General features: G+C 50.2%; 15 protein-coding genes, 1 tRNA gene and 1 pseudogene. 8 read left to right on the top strand and 9 right to left on the bottom strand.

Annotated features, from left to right (window positions below; translation table 11 throughout):
• Window positions 1–272: 272 nt before the first annotated feature.
• From OES20_06090 to OES20_06060, 7 genes and pseudogenes are all read right to left on the bottom strand, one after another.
• The gene (locus tag OES20_06090; GenBank protein ID MDH3634257.1) at window positions 273–1,253 is read right to left on the bottom strand and encodes an ABC transporter substrate-binding protein; all 981 of its coding nucleotides are present in this window, start codon (window positions 1,251–1,253) and stop codon (window positions 273–275) included.
• Window positions 1,254–1,532: 279 nt separating this feature from the next.
• Window positions 1,533–1,646 (bottom strand): annotated as a pseudogene (locus OES20_06085) (short chain dehydrogenase).
• Between the two features lie 185 nt (window positions 1,647–1,831).
• On the bottom strand, window positions 1,832–2,440 hold the full coding sequence (locus OES20_06080; protein ID MDH3634256.1) for a DUF4114 domain-containing protein: 609 nt from the start codon (window positions 2,438–2,440) through the stop codon (window positions 1,832–1,834).
• Between the two features lie 329 nt (window positions 2,441–2,769).
• On the bottom strand, window positions 2,770–3,186 hold the full coding sequence (locus OES20_06075) for a DoxX family protein (protein ID MDH3634255.1): 417 nt from the start codon (window positions 3,184–3,186) through the stop codon (window positions 2,770–2,772).
• A 263-nt stretch (window positions 3,187–3,449) separates the two neighbouring features.
• Window positions 3,450–4,754: a bifunctional diguanylate cyclase/phosphodiesterase gene (locus OES20_06070; protein MDH3634254.1), complete on the bottom strand. Its 1,305-nt coding sequence runs from the start codon at window positions 4,752–4,754 to the stop codon at window positions 3,450–3,452.
• An 8-nt stretch (window positions 4,755–4,762) separates the two neighbouring features.
• Window positions 4,763–5,995 (bottom strand): HD-GYP domain-containing protein, encoded by a 1,233-nt coding sequence (locus OES20_06065; GenBank protein MDH3634253.1) that lies wholly within the window; start codon window positions 5,993–5,995, stop codon window positions 4,763–4,765.
• Between the two features lie 799 nt (window positions 5,996–6,794).
• A tRNA-Leu gene (locus tag OES20_06060) sits at window positions 6,795–6,881 on the bottom strand.
• A gap of 80 nt (window positions 6,882–6,961) precedes the next feature.
• Here OES20_06060 and queA point away from each other — a divergent pair.
• The 6 genes from queA to OES20_06030 all read left to right on the top strand — a co-directional run bounded on the left by queA (window position 6,962) and on the right by OES20_06030 (window position 12,611).
• The gene (gene queA, locus OES20_06055; protein MDH3634252.1) at window positions 6,962–8,002 is read left to right on the top strand and encodes a tRNA preQ1(34) S-adenosylmethionine ribosyltransferase-isomerase QueA; all 1,041 of its coding nucleotides are present in this window, start codon (window positions 6,962–6,964) and stop codon (window positions 8,000–8,002) included.
• Window positions 7,999–9,102, top strand: coding sequence for a tRNA guanosine(34) transglycosylase Tgt (tgt, locus tag OES20_06050; protein ID MDH3634251.1), 1,104 nt, complete (start codon window positions 7,999–8,001; stop codon window positions 9,100–9,102). Before queA ends, tgt begins: the two co-directional genes overlap by 4 nt.
• A gap of 109 nt (window positions 9,103–9,211) precedes the next feature.
• Window positions 9,212–9,541, top strand: a complete 330-nt coding sequence (gene yajC / locus OES20_06045) for a preprotein translocase subunit YajC (protein ID MDH3634250.1) — start codon at window positions 9,212–9,214, stop codon at window positions 9,539–9,541.
• A 5-nt stretch (window positions 9,542–9,546) separates the two neighbouring features.
• Window positions 9,547–11,415, top strand: coding sequence for a protein translocase subunit SecD (gene secD / locus OES20_06040; GenBank protein MDH3634249.1), 1,869 nt, complete (start codon window positions 9,547–9,549; stop codon window positions 11,413–11,415).
• 2 nt (window positions 11,416–11,417) lie between these two features.
• A complete protein-coding gene (gene secF, locus OES20_06035; protein MDH3634248.1) occupies window positions 11,418–12,350 on the top strand; it encodes a protein translocase subunit SecF in 933 nt (310 codons plus the stop codon).
• A 15-nt stretch (window positions 12,351–12,365) separates the two neighbouring features.
• Complete coding sequence (locus OES20_06030) at window positions 12,366–12,611, top strand: TIGR02647 family protein (GenBank protein ID MDH3634247.1); 246 nt, start codon at window positions 12,366–12,368, stop codon at window positions 12,609–12,611.
• Between the two features lie 87 nt (window positions 12,612–12,698).
• Here OES20_06030 and OES20_06025 read toward each other — a convergent pair whose 3' ends face one another.
• Both OES20_06025 and OES20_06020 read right to left on the bottom strand, forming a co-directional pair.
• Window positions 12,699–13,124, bottom strand: coding sequence for a CBS domain-containing protein (locus OES20_06025; GenBank protein ID MDH3634246.1), 426 nt, complete (start codon window positions 13,122–13,124; stop codon window positions 12,699–12,701).
• 24 nt (window positions 13,125–13,148) lie between these two features.
• Window positions 13,149–13,592 (bottom strand): hypothetical protein, encoded by a 444-nt coding sequence (locus tag OES20_06020; GenBank protein MDH3634245.1) that lies wholly within the window; start codon window positions 13,590–13,592, stop codon window positions 13,149–13,151.
• 169 nt (window positions 13,593–13,761) lie between these two features.
• On the opposite strand from OES20_06020, the gene flgG reads away from it, so the two are divergent.
• Both flgG and flgH read left to right on the top strand, forming a co-directional pair.
• A complete protein-coding gene (gene flgG, locus OES20_06015; GenBank protein ID MDH3634244.1) occupies window positions 13,762–14,547 on the top strand; it encodes a flagellar basal-body rod protein FlgG in 786 nt (261 codons plus the stop codon).
• Between the two features lie 8 nt (window positions 14,548–14,555).
• Window positions 14,556–15,245 carry a flagellar basal body L-ring protein FlgH gene (flgH, locus tag OES20_06010; GenBank protein ID MDH3634243.1) on the top strand — a complete coding sequence of 230 codons (690 nt, stop codon included), beginning with the start codon at window positions 14,556–14,558 and terminating at the stop codon, window positions 15,243–15,245.
• The last annotated feature ends 8 nt before the right edge of the window (window positions 15,246–15,253 follow it).

The raw sequence follows: 15,253 nt of genomic DNA, 5'->3' as shown, positions 1-15,253 counted from the left end.
TACGGCTCGTGAACGTAATGTGGTCGGTAGTTGTGAATTGGGATACTCCGTGATGCAAAATACCAATCGCGACAACGATTCTCGGTCAGTCTCAAACATTCAATTTGAAACGCCGCAAATCCAATCATCTTCGGAGAAAACCGAAATGATTGAAAACATCTGGCGTGATTAGAGATAGCAATCAGTGCCCCCACCTATAACGGAGGGGGCGCCAAGTGAATTTTCACGGATAACGCCTTTTTTAACGTCAACCACCTGTACAGATAGTTAGCTTAGTTCCCATGCCCCAGGGTTGTTGCGGTCCACGGCTTCCAGATGGCTTCGTTATCGGCCAGCCATTTCTTGCCGGCTTCTTCAACGGTTAATCCGTCAACGTCAACCAGTGCGGCCATTTGACCGATCTGTGGTGTGGTAAATGAGAGGCGGGTGAAGGCTGCATAGGCTTTCGGGTGCGTCTTGGCAAACTTGTAGTGTGCACCTTTTTTCAGCCAACCCGGTGGTGAACCACAACCAGTTGTTTCTAGCGTGCCACCATCGGCAATTCGGCAACCATCGAAGTACGGCGGGAATTCAATAAAGGTAAATCCGGACGCATCGGTAAAGTTTGGCGACCAGTTGAATATGATAGTTCCCCGGCCTTCTTTCTCAGCGGCCTTGAGTTCGGTCCACAGTGCATCGGCACCACCGGCAAACTTAACCGTCCAGTTATCATCCAATCCCAGCCCTTTGACTCGATTCGGCATTACGTCACCGTGCCAGCTTTGCGGGCCTTCCAACCAGCGTCCTTTGCCACCGGAATCCGGGGTTGCGAAAACTTCGTGGCAATTTTTCAGAGCTTCCCAATTCGGCAGGCCCGGGCACAGGTTCTTTTCAATTACCCAGGTCGGTACGCCCATTTCTTCCAGCGTGGCAGCTTCGTGTGTGCCCGCGTCGATCAATCCGCCTTTTTCCATCGCATTGTAATAAGCGTTTTGCATGGTGGATTGCCAGACTTCATGGACGAGTGTGATGTCGCCATTGCGTACGGCTTCGAAACTGGTTTGATTGTCTACCGGTACATATTCAACATTGTTGCCCATGCTTTCAAACATGCCACCGATTACGTGAGCCATAACAAGTTGGCTGGACCAATTCTTCAAGGGGATTCGAATCGGTTTGTTGCTATCCGCCGCAAATACCCCTGAAACAGAAAACAGGGTAAAGCAGGTAGCGACAAGTAATGTTCTGAGACATCGTCCACGTAATAAATTCATATTTAGCTCCTCAATTTTTGTAGGGTGTGGAAACACCCGTATTTATGAATGTCCATCAATGCAGTATTGATGTAGAAACTGCGCACCTACCAGGTGCTTTTACAGTCCGAATGCATTCTATCACAGCGAGACACAGGCATCCCGGAAAATAGAAAGCTCCGAATGTGGCCGATTGTCGAAGTTTAACTGAGCTTAACGAGCGTCTGTTATTGAGCGATTGAAATTGTGATAAGTGAAATTGTCTGGCTGCACGCCCCAGCTATGAGACGCACCAAACTCTTAGCCCCCTGCTGTCGCACCACCGTCCATCGGTAAAGCAATCCTTGTGGTGAAGCCTGAGTCCGAGGAAGCCAAATACAATATCGCACCGGTAACCTCTTCGACCGATCCAATTTTTTCATTGCTGAGCGTCTCTTCCTGGCCGAAGAACGTCGCTGAAGCTCTGACTTTGAGTGTCAGCTTACAGGAAAGCAGACTCTGAAATCCTAAAACTCAGCGGCAGAGACCGACCCTAAACGGACCCCCATAAAAAAGCCACCTCAATTGAGATGGCTTATTCGGTAACGCTTTATTTTTAATTAGCTACGCATTCTCCGGCGAGCGAAACCTAAACCAAGGAGACCCGCTGCAAATAAAGCGATAACTGATGGTTCGGGAACAGCAGCTGCTAGGTTCACCCGAATAAAGGCGTCGTTGAAATCATTGTCACCACCACCGAGGAGATCTTCAAAACCAACAATCCATGATTCTACAAAACCAGCGCCAGTTACAGTGTTGAATACATTTGCGTGAATTAAATTGTCTGGGTTACGCGAGGCATCGCCCATCACGAAAATATCACCTGGATCATTAACGATCCCGAAAACAAGTTCGGTACCGAGGGCGAACGACCCCAGATCGACGGATGCCAGATTATTGTCGATACCGATGAACGTTGCAATGGACAGGTCCGGATATGCGAAATAAAGGTTGATATCGTTGGTGTATCCAGAACTTGCAGGCAAGATGTCAACAACAACGTTTCCACCCGTTCCAAATATTTGCCCACCAAAGCCAGTAATAGCCATCGCATTCGCTAAATTCGGAAGCGATGCCGACATCGTCAAAAAAATAGGTACCACCAGTAATCGTTTCCACCCGGAAGGCGATGCCCGATGTTTTTTCTGTTTGTTGCGAAATATTTTCATGGATTAGATCTCTTAATTTTAGCTTTCTACAAGATATAACGTTTAGCTACAAACGTTATACAATACTATACAAACGCATGTATCGTGCCAAAAAAATATAAGTCGTTGATTATTATAACTTCCCATAAAAAATTCTATTTCCACATACCATATAATTGTAAAAAACTTTTACAACTTTCGGAGGTCTGTAAAGAATGCCGACAGTTCAGGATGTCCTAACCGATCCAAACGAGTGTCGGTTCCTGGCCGAAGATTGCCTCCCACCTGAGCTTTTTGAGGGTTTGCTTTCAAGAAAACAGATGCTCAGGCTTTGGGACCTAATCCGTATCCTAAGAACGGGCTGAATCGATGCTCCAGCAGCCTGCACCCCGGCATGCGATATATAGAAAAACGAACGAATACATTATTGCCAAATCACCACCATTTAATATCGGAAAAACTGGATTAGCCTGCGGCGCATGGAACATCCAATAAGCGACTGCCATTTGGCCACTGCAGATAAACGCGGCGGGTCGAGTAAAGAAGCCAACCAATATTAGTGCGCCACCAATTATCTCGATACCACCGCCTACCGTCGTCAACAGATCCGGTTCTCCCCAAGGGTATGCTGCGGGGAAATCCAGTAGCTTTTGCGTACCATGCCATATAAACAGGTAGCCGGTTACGATCCGCAGCAACGCGTAGCTGTATTCCTTATACCCATCCAGAAACTTGCTGGAATTATTAATTCGGTTTAGAAAATTCATGGCAGTATCCTCGAGAAACAATGAAACTTGTAACCATTATACCTCAGCCATAATGCGAAGTGACAAGGGTCCGCTTGTGGCCGAACTCAGAAGCTCGGGCCACACATTTCAGCGTCGGATTTGGAGAAAGCTGCCCCTCAGACTCAATATATCAGCGACAATAACCGACCCGAAGCAAAACCTCGATTCAAAAAATTATCTGATCAAAAGCTGGATCGCACACTTACCTACCTTGGTTGATATCGTCTCAACAGTGTCGATCCCTAGCTGAGCTTGCCGACGGTTTGCCTGTTAGCGGTATAGCAATCGATCCACTCTATGAAACTATCACCCGGCATGGGTTTCGCGAGATGATATCCCTGCGCGATGTCGCACTCCAGATCACATAACATATCAAAGGTTTTCTGATCTTCTATGCCTTCCGCGACAACCGTAAGATCAAATCCTTTGGCCATCTGAATAATTGTCTGCACGATATGCTGATCCATTGAGTTTTCCAGCATGTATCGAATGAATGTTTGATCAATTTTCAATTCGTCGGCTGGAATGTTTTTGAAATATGCCATCGATGAATATCCTGTTCCGAAATCGTCTATTGAAATATTGATCCCTAGTGCTTTCAGTTCATTCAGTGTGTCGAAACTGGAAGACATATCTTCAACCAGCGCACTTTCTGTGATCTCTAAGGTCAATTGTTCGTACTCAACCGCGTAAATACTAACTGCTCCACGTACCATGTCAGCAAAATCGGGGTCGCTGAGCATATTTGTCGAAATATTGACCGCTAAACTTAACGAATCCATTTCCTTAGACCAGGATTTACGAAACCATAACGCTGCATTCAAGGTCCACTTTGTTATCTCGTTAATTTGCCCGCTTTTTTCCGCCACCGGTATAAATAGGTCGGGTCGAATAAATCCTTTACTCCCGTTTTTCCAACGTATTAGTGCCTCGGCACCATAAAGCTGCCCGTTACTCAAATATACTTGGGGCTGGAAAAAAAGTTCGAATTGATCTTTTTCAATTGCTTTTTGTAAATCGGCTTCGATATCCCAGTCAAAGGTAGTGATCGTGTTATCTTCGTCCGAATAGATGGCGTAGGACTCTGAACAATTGCCCGCATCATTCAATGCCAACTCCGCATTACCGAAAAGCATTTGACTATCATCAGCATGCTGGGGATAAAGGGCGATCCCAATATCGGCACGAATCTGAAACTCATCTTCTCCGACCATTAACGGTTCTTTTAGCTTTTCAATAATTTTTATCGCAGCAAGACTAGCGTGGCCTTCATTTAAGACCGCGGGTAATAGCAAAGCGAACTCGGCATTTCCGACTCGAGCAACGTAATCCTGAGAGCGCGTTAAATCTGCCAAACAGGCAGCAAATTCGCTAAGTACCAGGTCCGCTACCATATACCCATACTTCATATTGAAACGTCGAAAATTTTTAATATTGATCAGTAACAGTGCAAAGCACTTTGATTGGGCTTTGTGATTTGTGACAAATCCATCCAGTTGTGTAATTAGCGACTCTCTGCCACCAATATTGTCGGGAAATTCAGGCATTATCTTGATTACAGATAAAATTCTCGAGGATCAATCCCATACAAACCAGGATCAATACTTTTCAGAATATTCAGTGGGTTTCCATCCTCTCCGGTTTCAATGGAGTGCAAGTCGATCACATTGAATTTGGGATATGGTTCTTTGTCTTTGTCGAGAATGAGCATTACTTTGGGCCTCAAGCGTAATGCTCGGTGGTTAGCTACCACTATCCCAATGCGCTCATCGCTGAGCTCAACAATAGTGCCAACCGGATACACTCCCACCAGTTGAATAAACTGTTCAACGATTTCAGCCTGAAAATCGATATTACTCCAATCGTACAGTTTTCTAACGGCATCATGGGGTGATGTTGCGGACTGAAACACACGGTCCGATGTGAGAGCATCATAGCAATCGGTGATGCCAGCTATCTTGCCAAATAGAGGAATCTTGTTACCTTTTAAGCCCCCGGGATAACCCCCGCCATTATGGCGTTCGTGGTGGGTAACGACCATTTCAACAACGTTATCGTTGATACCTGGGATCGACTGGACTATGTCGACGCTGTACTCAACATGTTTTTTTATCAAATTGAATTCTACCTGGTTGAACCGATTGGGATTGTTTATCAGTTTTTCGGGTAACTTCATTTTTCCGACGTCGAATAATAATGCGCCCATACCAAGAGATTGCAGATCACGCTTCGGCAATCCAAGTTGCCGGCCCAGTGCCACGGACCAAATTGCAGTGCTGACAGAATGGTTATAGGTATAGTCGTCCTTTGATTTCATTCTGGTAAGCCACGAAAAAGCCTCAGGATTTCGAATCACACTTTCCACCATTGGATTAACCGCTTTTCTCAAAATCGGCAAGTTGAGTTTTTTGTTATTGGCAATGTCGGCCATGACGTTTTCAGCGGTGGCACTTAAAGTCGCGTGGTTATCATGCGCAACTGGCAATTCCTTTTTAAAATCGGTCTTGTCTTCGTAATATCTCGGTTTGCTTTCGATGAGAAATTCTTTTTTCTCTTCTTCAGTCAGTAATCGACTAGGCTGTGCTGATCCATTGTGTTTTTCCCGGCTTCGTTCCGTGTCGATAAATACATATTCAGTGTGTTGTAACAGTTTATCTATATCTTTTTGGTTTTTAACCAAAAACCCCTGAACTTTGTAGGGAGTTTCCAACCATGGGCGATCCAACTGTGTGACGTACATTCCCTCTTGAAGATCTGTTGTTTGAATCTTAACCTGTTGTAGTGACATGATATTCCCCTACCAAAAGCACGATGTGAGCCTCCTGCATGATTCTTTATCGGCAGGTTAATTCAAAATGTGAGCTACAAAACCGACTATACTGAACCGTTTCCTTGGACGTATGCACAAGTCGGAAATCGGGTATTAGTTTTCTGTCAAGAAAGCAATTCGATAATCGAGAGTCTGTTATATGGCGTTGAATAGCAGATGCCTGAAAAATTGAGAGTCTGCTGTTGGCCGTTCTCAGACGCACCAAAATCATTTGCAACGCCCGCTTTGAGGAAAAGCATCCTGCCTTTTATCGGGAGATTAATAGAAGCCCCGCGAATGTGCGGCGCTTTTTATATTTGCTAAATGCCACGAGTTTGGCTCAGGCTTCGTACACCCGCTAAAAATCATTATTTACAATTGGTTATGGTGTAAACCTCATGTAATTAATAATTTGTGAAATATGTCGCTGTTACTTATCAGTGCTTGATATAACCTAGCCGGCCCATGTTTAATTCAATCTTACAGGCTGATCTAGTTTCCGTCGTCTCGATCCAGGTAGCCCTCTGGCTATTCGGCACGGCGCTCATCTATTCCTTCTTCCGCTACTCCCAGGGTAGAACAGCAGGAACCGATCATGACCCGATTGATATATTTCTGGCTGTATTCTCGGCAGAGCCATATAACACCCTGTCCAGTTCAGAATATTCTTTCTGATAAGACTTTTATTGCCAGGTCAAGCCGTCCCTGTAAGGACTAAAGCAGAAAAAGGGGAGTTATGGACTACGGCGTCAATACGTAAGAATCGTGGATATAGCTATGGTACCGGGGGGGGGACTCGAACCCCCAAGGTGTTACCACCAGCGGATTTTGAATCCGCCGCGTCTACCAGTTCCGCCACCCCGGCAGCGAGCGCGCATTCTAATTCAAAACATATCCAAGTGGTAGCCTAAGCGGTATGATACGCCGTTTTTCGGCACCCTGGTCATGCAACTCAGCGATTTCGATTACGATCTTCCCGAGCAGCTGATCGCCCAGACACCACTGCGACAACGCGGAGGGTCGCGCATGCTGTTGGTTGATCCAGGTCGAGGGCAATTGACGGATAAGCGTTTTACCGATCTTCCAACACTGCTTGAAAGCGGTGACCTGCTGGTGTTTAACGATACCCGCGTTATTCCGGCCCGCCTTTTTGGGCATAAGCAAAGTGGTGGCAAGGTTGAGGTTATGGTCGAACGTGTACTTGACGATGAAATCCTGCTTGCACACATACGTGCCAGCAAGGCGCCTAAACCGGGCACGCAACTGGTTCTCGAGCAACAAATTGAATGCCTGGTGCAGGCACGCGATGGCGACTTGTTCATATTGCATCAGGATAACGGGCCCTGGCTTGAGCTACTCGAGCAATTCGGTCACGTTCCCTTACCACCTTACATACGACGTACCGATGATGATACCGACCGTGAACGCTACCAGACGGTTTTTGCCAGAAATCCGGGCGCCGTGGCGGCGCCGACTGCGGGCCTGCATTTTGACCGCGAAATGTTCGATACCCTGCAGCGGCAGGGTATTAAATCCGCTCATATCACGCTGCATGTCGGTGCCGGAACATTTCAGCCGGTCAGAGGCGATGATATAGACAGCCATATCATGCACTCGGAGCGTATTGAGGTTAGCGCGGCGGTAGTCGATGCGATCACTCAAACCCGGCAACGCGGCGGCCGTATTATTGCGGTGGGTACCACCGTGGTGCGCAGTCTCGAGGCCGCCGCGGCGAGCGGTGAGCTAATACCCCTGCGGGGCGAGTCAAACCTGTTTATCAGGCCCGGTTACTGTTTTAGAGTTGTCGATGCCATGCTGACCAATTTTCATCTGCCGAAATCGACGTTGTTGATGCTGGTCAGTGCGTTCGCCGGCACCGGGTTGATACGCCAGGCCTATGCGCACGCCGTGGCGCAACAATATCGCTTCTTCAGCTACGGGGATGCGATGTATATTAGTGCACGAGCAACGCGTGACACCGCATGAAATTCACCCTCGAAAATACCGACGGGCTGGCCCGTCGTGCCCGACTGGACTTTACGCGAGGCGCGGTCGAAACCCCGGCATTCATGCCGGTGGGCACCTACGGCACGGTCAAGGCCATGACCCCCGAAGAACTGATCGATATCGGCACCCAGATTATCCTCGGCAATACCTTCCACCTGATGTTGCGGCCGGGAACGGATATCATTAAAAAGCATGGCGACCTGCATGACCTGATGAACTGGCAGGGTCCAATCCTGACCGATTCGGGCGGGTTCCAGGTATTCAGCCTCGCCGAGATGCGCAAGATTACCGAACAGGGCGTCACCTTCGCATCCCCGGTTGACGGTGATAAAGTGTTTCTCAGCCCCGAGGTGTCGATGCAGGTACAGAGTGACCTGGGCTCTGATATTGTCATGTGTTTCGACGAGTGCACGCCATATCCGGCGACGGAGAACGTGGTACGGGAGTCCATGCAACTATCGCTGCGCTGGGCCGAACGCAGCAAGGCCGCGTTTGGCGACAACCCGAATTCACTGTTCGGGATTGTGCAGGGTGGCACCTATACCGATTTGCGTACCGAATCGGCGCTGGATTTGATCGAGATCGGCTTTGATGGTTATGCCATCGGGGGCTTGTCGGTCGGTGAGGCGCCCGATGAGCGCAACCGGGTACTGGACGAGATATTGCCCGCGCTCCCGGTCGACAAGCCCCGATACCTGATGGGCGTGGGCAAGCCCGAGGACCTGGTCGAGGGGGTGCGTCGCGGCATTGACATGTTTGATTGCGTGATTCCAACCCGAAACGCACGCACCGGTTACCTGTACACGCGTGACGGCATCGTTCGCATACGCAACAGTCGATATGCGGACGATATCGGTCCCGTGGATGCGGGCTGCGATTGCTATACCTGTCAGCATTACTCGCGTGCCTATTTGCGCCACCTTGACAAGTGCGGGGAAATTCTGGGCGCTCGACTCAACACCATCCACAACCTGTATTATTTCCAGGAATTGATGCGCCGGATTCGAAAAGCGATCGAGGACGATTGCTATGAGCATTTTTGCGAGAACTTTTACCAGCGCTACCGGTCGGATGATTAAACCCAAATTGCCGTTTCCGCCTTGTGGGATATGCGTGCTAGTGCCATAATACGCGCCGCTCCGGGTAGGGCCCGGGCCACAAGATAGCAAACCAAAGGTAGATCTAAAGATGAGTTTCTTTATAAGTGATGCGATGGCGCAAGGTGCCGGTGGGCAATCGGGAGGCGCGCTGGAATTGATTCTGCCGTTACTGCTGATGTTCGGTATTTTCTACTTCCTGTTAATACGTCCCCAGCAGAAAAAAGCCAAGGAGCACAAGACGATGGTCGAGGCGCTCGGTAAGGGTGACGAAGTCATTACCAATGGCGGGCTTTTAGCGAAGATTACTGATGTCGACGAAAATTTTCTGACCTGTAAAATTTCGGATAACGTCGAGGTCAAAGTCCAGCGCCATGCGATCACCTCGGTATTGCCCAAGGGCACGATCAAGAACCTGTAATTACGATGGTCAATCGTTATGCTCCATGGAGATACATTCTCCTGATCCTGATTATTGTGATTGGGGCCGTCTACGCCACACCCAATCTCTACGGTGAGGACCCTGCGCTGCAGATTAGCCACCGGGTGAACCTCGTCGATAAAGGTGAATTAAACAATATCAAGAGCCTGCTTGATTCTGAATCTATCGGTTATCGATCGATCGAGCTTGATGGCAACAATATCCTGGTTCGCTTCGACACCGAGGAAGCACAACTCAGGGCAGCGTCGCAAGTGCGTGACGCACTCTATGCCAGTGATCGGCGCTATAGTATCGCCCTCAACCTGGCACCCGCCACACCAGACTGGCTCACTGCGCTAAATGCGTTACCGATGTACCTCGGGCTCGATTTGCGAGGTGGCGTGCATTTCCTGATGGAAGTCGACATGGAATCCGCGATCGAGAAATCACTCCAACGCGCGGGAGACGAACTGCGCAGCTTTATGCGTGAAGAAAAGATACGCTACAAAGGGGTACAGGCCAGCCCGCAAAAAATAAGCGTCCGTTTTTCCGACCAGGAAAATCGTGACGCGGCACGATTGCTGCTGGAGGACGAGTATCGCGACTTCGTTTTTGTCGACAGCAACGATGACCGCAGCTGGTTTATCGACATCGGTTTTAACCCAACCGCGCTCGACGAGGAGAGGCGGGCTGCCATCGAGCAGAATATATCGACCCTCAAGAACCGGGTTAACGAGCTTGGTGTTGCCGAGCCGGTAATACAACGGCAGGGCGCGGAACGTGTCGTGGTCCAGCTACCCGGAGTACAGGATACCGTCAGGGCCAAGGAAATCCTCGGCGCCACCGCGACCCTCGAATTTCGACTCGTGCACGGCAGTTTTGCCGAATGGAGTGCAGCCCAGGCCAATGGCAAGGCCCCGATCGGAACCCGGCTTTATACCCAGAGCGATGGTTCCCCGGTATTGCTGAAACGCTCCGTCATCGTCACCGGGGACCAGATAGTCGGCGCGGCATCGGGTATCGATCAGCAGAGCGGTACGCCGGACGTCACGATCACCATGAATGCCAAGGGTGCCGATCGCATGGCCAAGGTTACGCGCGACAATATCGGTAAACCCATGGCGGTGGTATTCATCGAGGATAAGTTTGAATTCCGCGATGTCGACGGTGAAAGACAACGCTTCAGGACCACTGATTCCCAGGTTATCAATGTTGCCACGATCCGCGACCAGCTCAGTAAACGTTTCCATATCACCGGGCTCGACAGTACCCGTGAAGCTCGTGACCTGGCGCTGCTGCTGCGTGCCGGCGCACTGCGGGCGCCCATGGTAATCGTCGAAGAACGGACGGTAGGGCCGAGCCTGGGACAGGAAAATATTGATCGCGGGTTCCTGTCGGTAGTCGTGGGCTTTACGTTGGTACTGATATTCATGGGCGTGTATTACAAGGTGTTCGGGCTGGTTGCCGATGTCGCGCTGAGCCTTAACCTGGTATTGATGGTGGCGATATTGTCGATATTCCAGGCAACTCTGACGCTGCCCGGAATAGCCGGGATCGTACTGACCGTGGGTATGGCGGTTGATGCTAACGTATTGATTTTCGAAAGAATTCGAGAAGAGATCCGCCTGGGTAATACGCCCCAGGCTGCGATCTACGTTGGCTATGAGAAGGCTTTCGGGACCATAGCCGACGCCAACATAACGACTTTTATCGCGGCGATAGTTTTGTTTGGTTTCGGCACCGGGCCGATCCAGGGATTTGCGGTGACGCTTATGATCGGAATTGCATCTTCGATGTTTACCGCAATTTTCGGCACGCGTGCATTGATCAACCTGATTTACGGTAGTAAACAGGTCACCCGGCTGGCGATTTGATCATGGCCAAGACACTATTCAACAATTTCGATTTCATGTCTCTGCGCAAACCAGCGATGATCGTTTCGATCACGTTGTTGCTGATTTCGATAATCAGCCTGTTTACGTTCAAGTTAAACGTGGGCATCGATTTCACGGGCGGCAGTATTATCGAAGTGGGTTACCAGCAGGCAGTCGAACTCGAGCCGATCCGCAATGCGCTCGAGACCGGGGGCTTCGGCGACGCGATCGTGCAGCATTTTGGCAGTGCACAGGAAGTCCTGATTCGACTGGTGCCCGATGTGGCAAAGGATAAAGCCGAAATTAGCTCGCAGGTCATCGGTCTGCTGCAGGCCGCCAGTGATACCCCGATCGACGTGCGACGAGTCGATTTTGTCGGGCCACAGGTCGGTGAAGAACTCACTGAGGACGGCGGACTGGCAGTGCTTTACGCACTAATCGCAATTTTGATCTATGTCGCGCTGCGCTTCGAATATCGATTTTCGCTCGGCGCGGTGGCTGCATTGGTGCACGACGTGTTAATTACCCTGGGTATCTTCTCGGTATTACAGCTCGATTTTGACCTGAGCGTGCTGGCGGCACTGCTAGCGGTGATCGGATATTCGCTCAACGATACGATCGTCGTTTTCGATCGGGTGCGCGAGAATTTTCGTAAGATTCGTAAGCGGACTTCGATCGAAATCGTCAACACGTCCATCAACCAGACCATTTCGCGCACCTTGATGACCTCGTTTACAACCTTGCTGGTGCTGTTATCCCTGTTCTTCCTGGGCGGCGAGGCGATACACGCCTTTGCCATGGCCCTGATCATCGGGGTGCTGGTCGGGACCTATTCCTCGATCTACGTTGCCACGACCTCGGCGCTGGCGCTTGGTATCAGCCGCGGCGACCTGCTATTGCCGGATAAGGAAGGCGAGGATATGGCCAGGCCCTGATGGAGGAGGAAGAATATGCATATTGATCCCGAACTTATCGATGAATTAAACCTGCTCCGGCGTTTCAGTATGGGGGGGCCGGTGGCGATGAATGTGCACGATAACCCGGACCCAGCAGTGATCGCGGCGGCCGAACGCATGTTTGAAAAGGGCCTGATTACCACCGCCGAGGGAGGACAACTCACCGATAGCGGGCGCGAAGCGATCGAACACATGGAACGCCTTTTCAACCTGCTGGATCCGCCGCTCGAGCCTATCTAAACCCTGCTTGTCTGCTCTCTTTAACGAGATCGTCGCCTCACCGCGTCATTAAATAACGAAGCTTAACCTTGCGCCTTTAGCTGACCGCTAGCGGCGTTTGCTACCTTTGCGCCTCGACGACGGTGTCGGCGGATTTTTGGCCACGTAGCGGTGGCTCTCCACGAGTTTGAGTAAATCGAAAGCGCTCAACATGCCGACGACTTTCTGTTCGTGTGTCACCACCACCCGGTGAATCTTGTGATTGCGCATCACTCTTGCGGCGATGCTGGTATCGTCATATTGCGGCACCGTATACACCTTTTCGGTCATAATCTGGCTGATCGGGGCACCCGGCTTGAGTTCATGGACGAGGTCGGTTAACGACACGATACCGATCGGGTGGCCGTCGCTGTCAACCACGGGTACGGCACTGATCGAATTGTTCTCAAGCATGTGGCGGACATGCTCGACGCTTTGATGCGGTTGGGCGGTGATGACCGATTTCGTCATCAATTCTTCGACTTTAATGCTCATTTATCCTAGATGCCGGGATTAACGTTATTTAGACTTTATCTTTTTCGCTGTTAGTTTCTTGATTTTAGCGACCTGCTGTTTTTCCCAGCGCTGGCCGGCCGCGAGCATCATTTTTGCCCGCTTTTCCCCGAGTTTTAACAGCGCCTGTTCCCTTTTTAATGCAGCCTTCAGATTTTCATTCAAGACGTCAATTTCAGCCTTTGCCGTCGCCTTGACGAGTTTGAGTTCTGCCTTCGCGGCGGATCGCGCACCTTTAAGACTGGTACGGGTCGCCTTTAAATCGGCCCGCAGTTTCTTGAGCAGAGCCTGGCGGGTGTTTGCGGCAACTTTACTTTTTGACGGGGCTTTCCTCTTTTTTACGCTGCCCTTGCGGGCAGTTGACTTTTTAATCGAAGGCCGTTTGCTTTTCGCGGCAGCCTTTTTAGCGACTGGTTTCTTTTTTACCGATGCTTTTTTTGTCTTTGCCATGATACCACCCCCCTTAGGATTTCGGTCAAAAATCAGGGTACAGAATTTAAGCAGGATTTAAGTGACGCCAGTCAAGTAGACGCTTGATTCAAGTTGCCGGTCAACTGAAAAACGAGTTGGCATGGTAACTGCATAGTTCTTCAGCAGAACCAATCGATGGAGACGTAACATGAACCAGGCCCTATGGGTTGCAAAAACCGGACTCGATGCGCAGCAGATGCGCCTTTCGGTGATTTCCAACAACCTTGCCAATGTCAGCACCACCGGTTTCAAGCAAACGCGCGCAGTATTCGAGGATCTTTTATATCAAAATTTGCGCCAGGTCGGTGCACAATCCTCCGAAGACACCCGTTTACCCTCGGGTTTGATGCTGGGGACGGGTAGCCGGGTGGTCGCAACCGAAAAGATCCATACCCAGGGAAATATCGAAAATACCGGTAAATCGCTGGATGTCGCCATCGATGGTAAGGGTTTTTTCTCGGTTTTACTGCCGGATGGCACCCAGGCTTACACTCGTGATGGCACTTTCATGATCTCCGACCAGGGGCAATTGGTTACCGCCAGCGGCTATGATTTGCAGCCTGGCATTAGCCTGCCTGAAGATACCCAGACGATAACAATCGGTGTTGACGGCATCGTCAGCGTGCAGCTGCCGACCCAGGCTTCACCCACCAACATCGGTACCATCCAGATTGCCAATTTCATCAATCCGACCGGCCTGCAACCTATCGGCGAGAATCTCTATATTGAATCGGCGTCCAGTGGATCTCCACAAGAGGGAACACCCGGAGAAAGTGGACTGGGTAGATTGCGACAGGGTTCACTGGAGGGATCGAATGTCAATATTGTCGAGGAGATGGTTTCCATGATCGAAACCCAGCGCGCCTATGAAATGAATTCGAAGTTGATTGCGACCGCCGATGGCATGCTGCAATACCTCAACAACAACACCTAGGTGACGCGATGAGCCGTATAGCCAGATTAGTATACTCACTATTACTAATTAGCCTCGCAGCGGGTTGCGCACAGACCAGGATAGTGGTTCAGCCTGATCCGCAGTACGCGCCGGTGGATCTGAATTCAATCGAATTCAAGCCCCTGGAAAACGGTTCTATTTTCCAGTCGGGACGTTCTGTTCGACTATTCGAAGACAATAAAGCGTTTCGCATTGGTGATGTGCTCAGCGTGACCCTGATGGAGTCAACCAATGCCTCCAAGTCGGCGGAAACCAGTACCGACAAGGATGACGAAATCGATATCAGCGCGTCTGCGATCTTCGGCAGCACCGGGCCTACCATTGATGGCAACCTGGCATTGACCAATCAAATCGACACGGAACGGGCATTTTCCGGCAGTGGGGATAGTGCCCAGAGTAACAGCTTGCGCGGTGAGATCGCGGTTACCGTGGTCGATGTACTGCCCAATGGCAACCTGCTGGTGCGCGGCGAAAAAATTATAGGCTTGAACCAGGGATCAGAATTCATCCGCATCTCGGGTATCGTGCGCCCGCAAGACGTCAGCACCGACAATATCGTGGTTTCTAGCAAGGTGGCGAACTCGCGTATTTACTACGGTGGGGGTGGCGTCATTGCCGAATCTAATACCAGGGGCTGGTTGTCACGCTTTTTCGACAGCCCGGTATTCCCACTCTAGGAGTTTGA

Source organism: Gammaproteobacteria bacterium (assembly GCA_029862005.1).
Classification (GTDB): domain Bacteria; phylum Pseudomonadota; class Gammaproteobacteria.
Note: the sequence above shows the minus strand (reverse complement) of the source record. Positions and strands in the feature narration are given on the sequence as shown.

Excerpts from the sequence above, each read along its gene's own strand:
- OES20_06090 (MDH3634257.1), bottom strand. The coding sequence starts at position 1,253 with ATGAATTTATTACGTGGACGATGTCTCAGAACATTACTTGTCGCTACC.
- OES20_06080 (MDH3634256.1), bottom strand. The coding sequence starts at position 2,440 with ATGAAAATATTTCGCAACAAACAGAAAAAACATCGGGCATCGCCTTCC.
- OES20_06075 (MDH3634255.1), bottom strand. The coding sequence starts at position 3,186 with ATGAATTTTCTAAACCGAATTAATAATTCCAGCAAGTTTCTGGATGGG.
- OES20_06070 (MDH3634254.1), bottom strand. The coding sequence starts at position 4,754 with ATGCCTGAATTTCCCGACAATATTGGTGGCAGAGAGTCGCTAATTACA.
- OES20_06065 (MDH3634253.1), bottom strand. The coding sequence starts at position 5,995 with ATGTCACTACAACAGGTTAAGATTCAAACAACAGATCTTCAAGAGGGA.
- queA (MDH3634252.1), top strand. The coding sequence starts at position 6,962 with ATGCAACTCAGCGATTTCGATTACGATCTTCCCGAGCAGCTGATCGCC.
- tgt (MDH3634251.1), top strand. The coding sequence starts at position 7,999 with ATGAAATTCACCCTCGAAAATACCGACGGGCTGGCCCGTCGTGCCCGA.
- yajC (MDH3634250.1), top strand. The coding sequence starts at position 9,212 with ATGAGTTTCTTTATAAGTGATGCGATGGCGCAAGGTGCCGGTGGGCAA.
- secD (MDH3634249.1), top strand. The coding sequence starts at position 9,547 with ATGGTCAATCGTTATGCTCCATGGAGATACATTCTCCTGATCCTGATT.
- secF (MDH3634248.1), top strand. The coding sequence starts at position 11,418 with ATGGCCAAGACACTATTCAACAATTTCGATTTCATGTCTCTGCGCAAA.
- OES20_06030 (MDH3634247.1), top strand. The coding sequence starts at position 12,366 with ATGCATATTGATCCCGAACTTATCGATGAATTAAACCTGCTCCGGCGT.
- OES20_06025 (MDH3634246.1), bottom strand. The coding sequence starts at position 13,124 with ATGAGCATTAAAGTCGAAGAATTGATGACGAAATCGGTCATCACCGCC.
- OES20_06020 (MDH3634245.1), bottom strand. The coding sequence starts at position 13,592 with ATGGCAAAGACAAAAAAAGCATCGGTAAAAAAGAAACCAGTCGCTAAA.
- flgG (MDH3634244.1), top strand. The coding sequence starts at position 13,762 with ATGAACCAGGCCCTATGGGTTGCAAAAACCGGACTCGATGCGCAGCAG.
- flgH (MDH3634243.1), top strand. The coding sequence starts at position 14,556 with ATGAGCCGTATAGCCAGATTAGTATACTCACTATTACTAATTAGCCTC.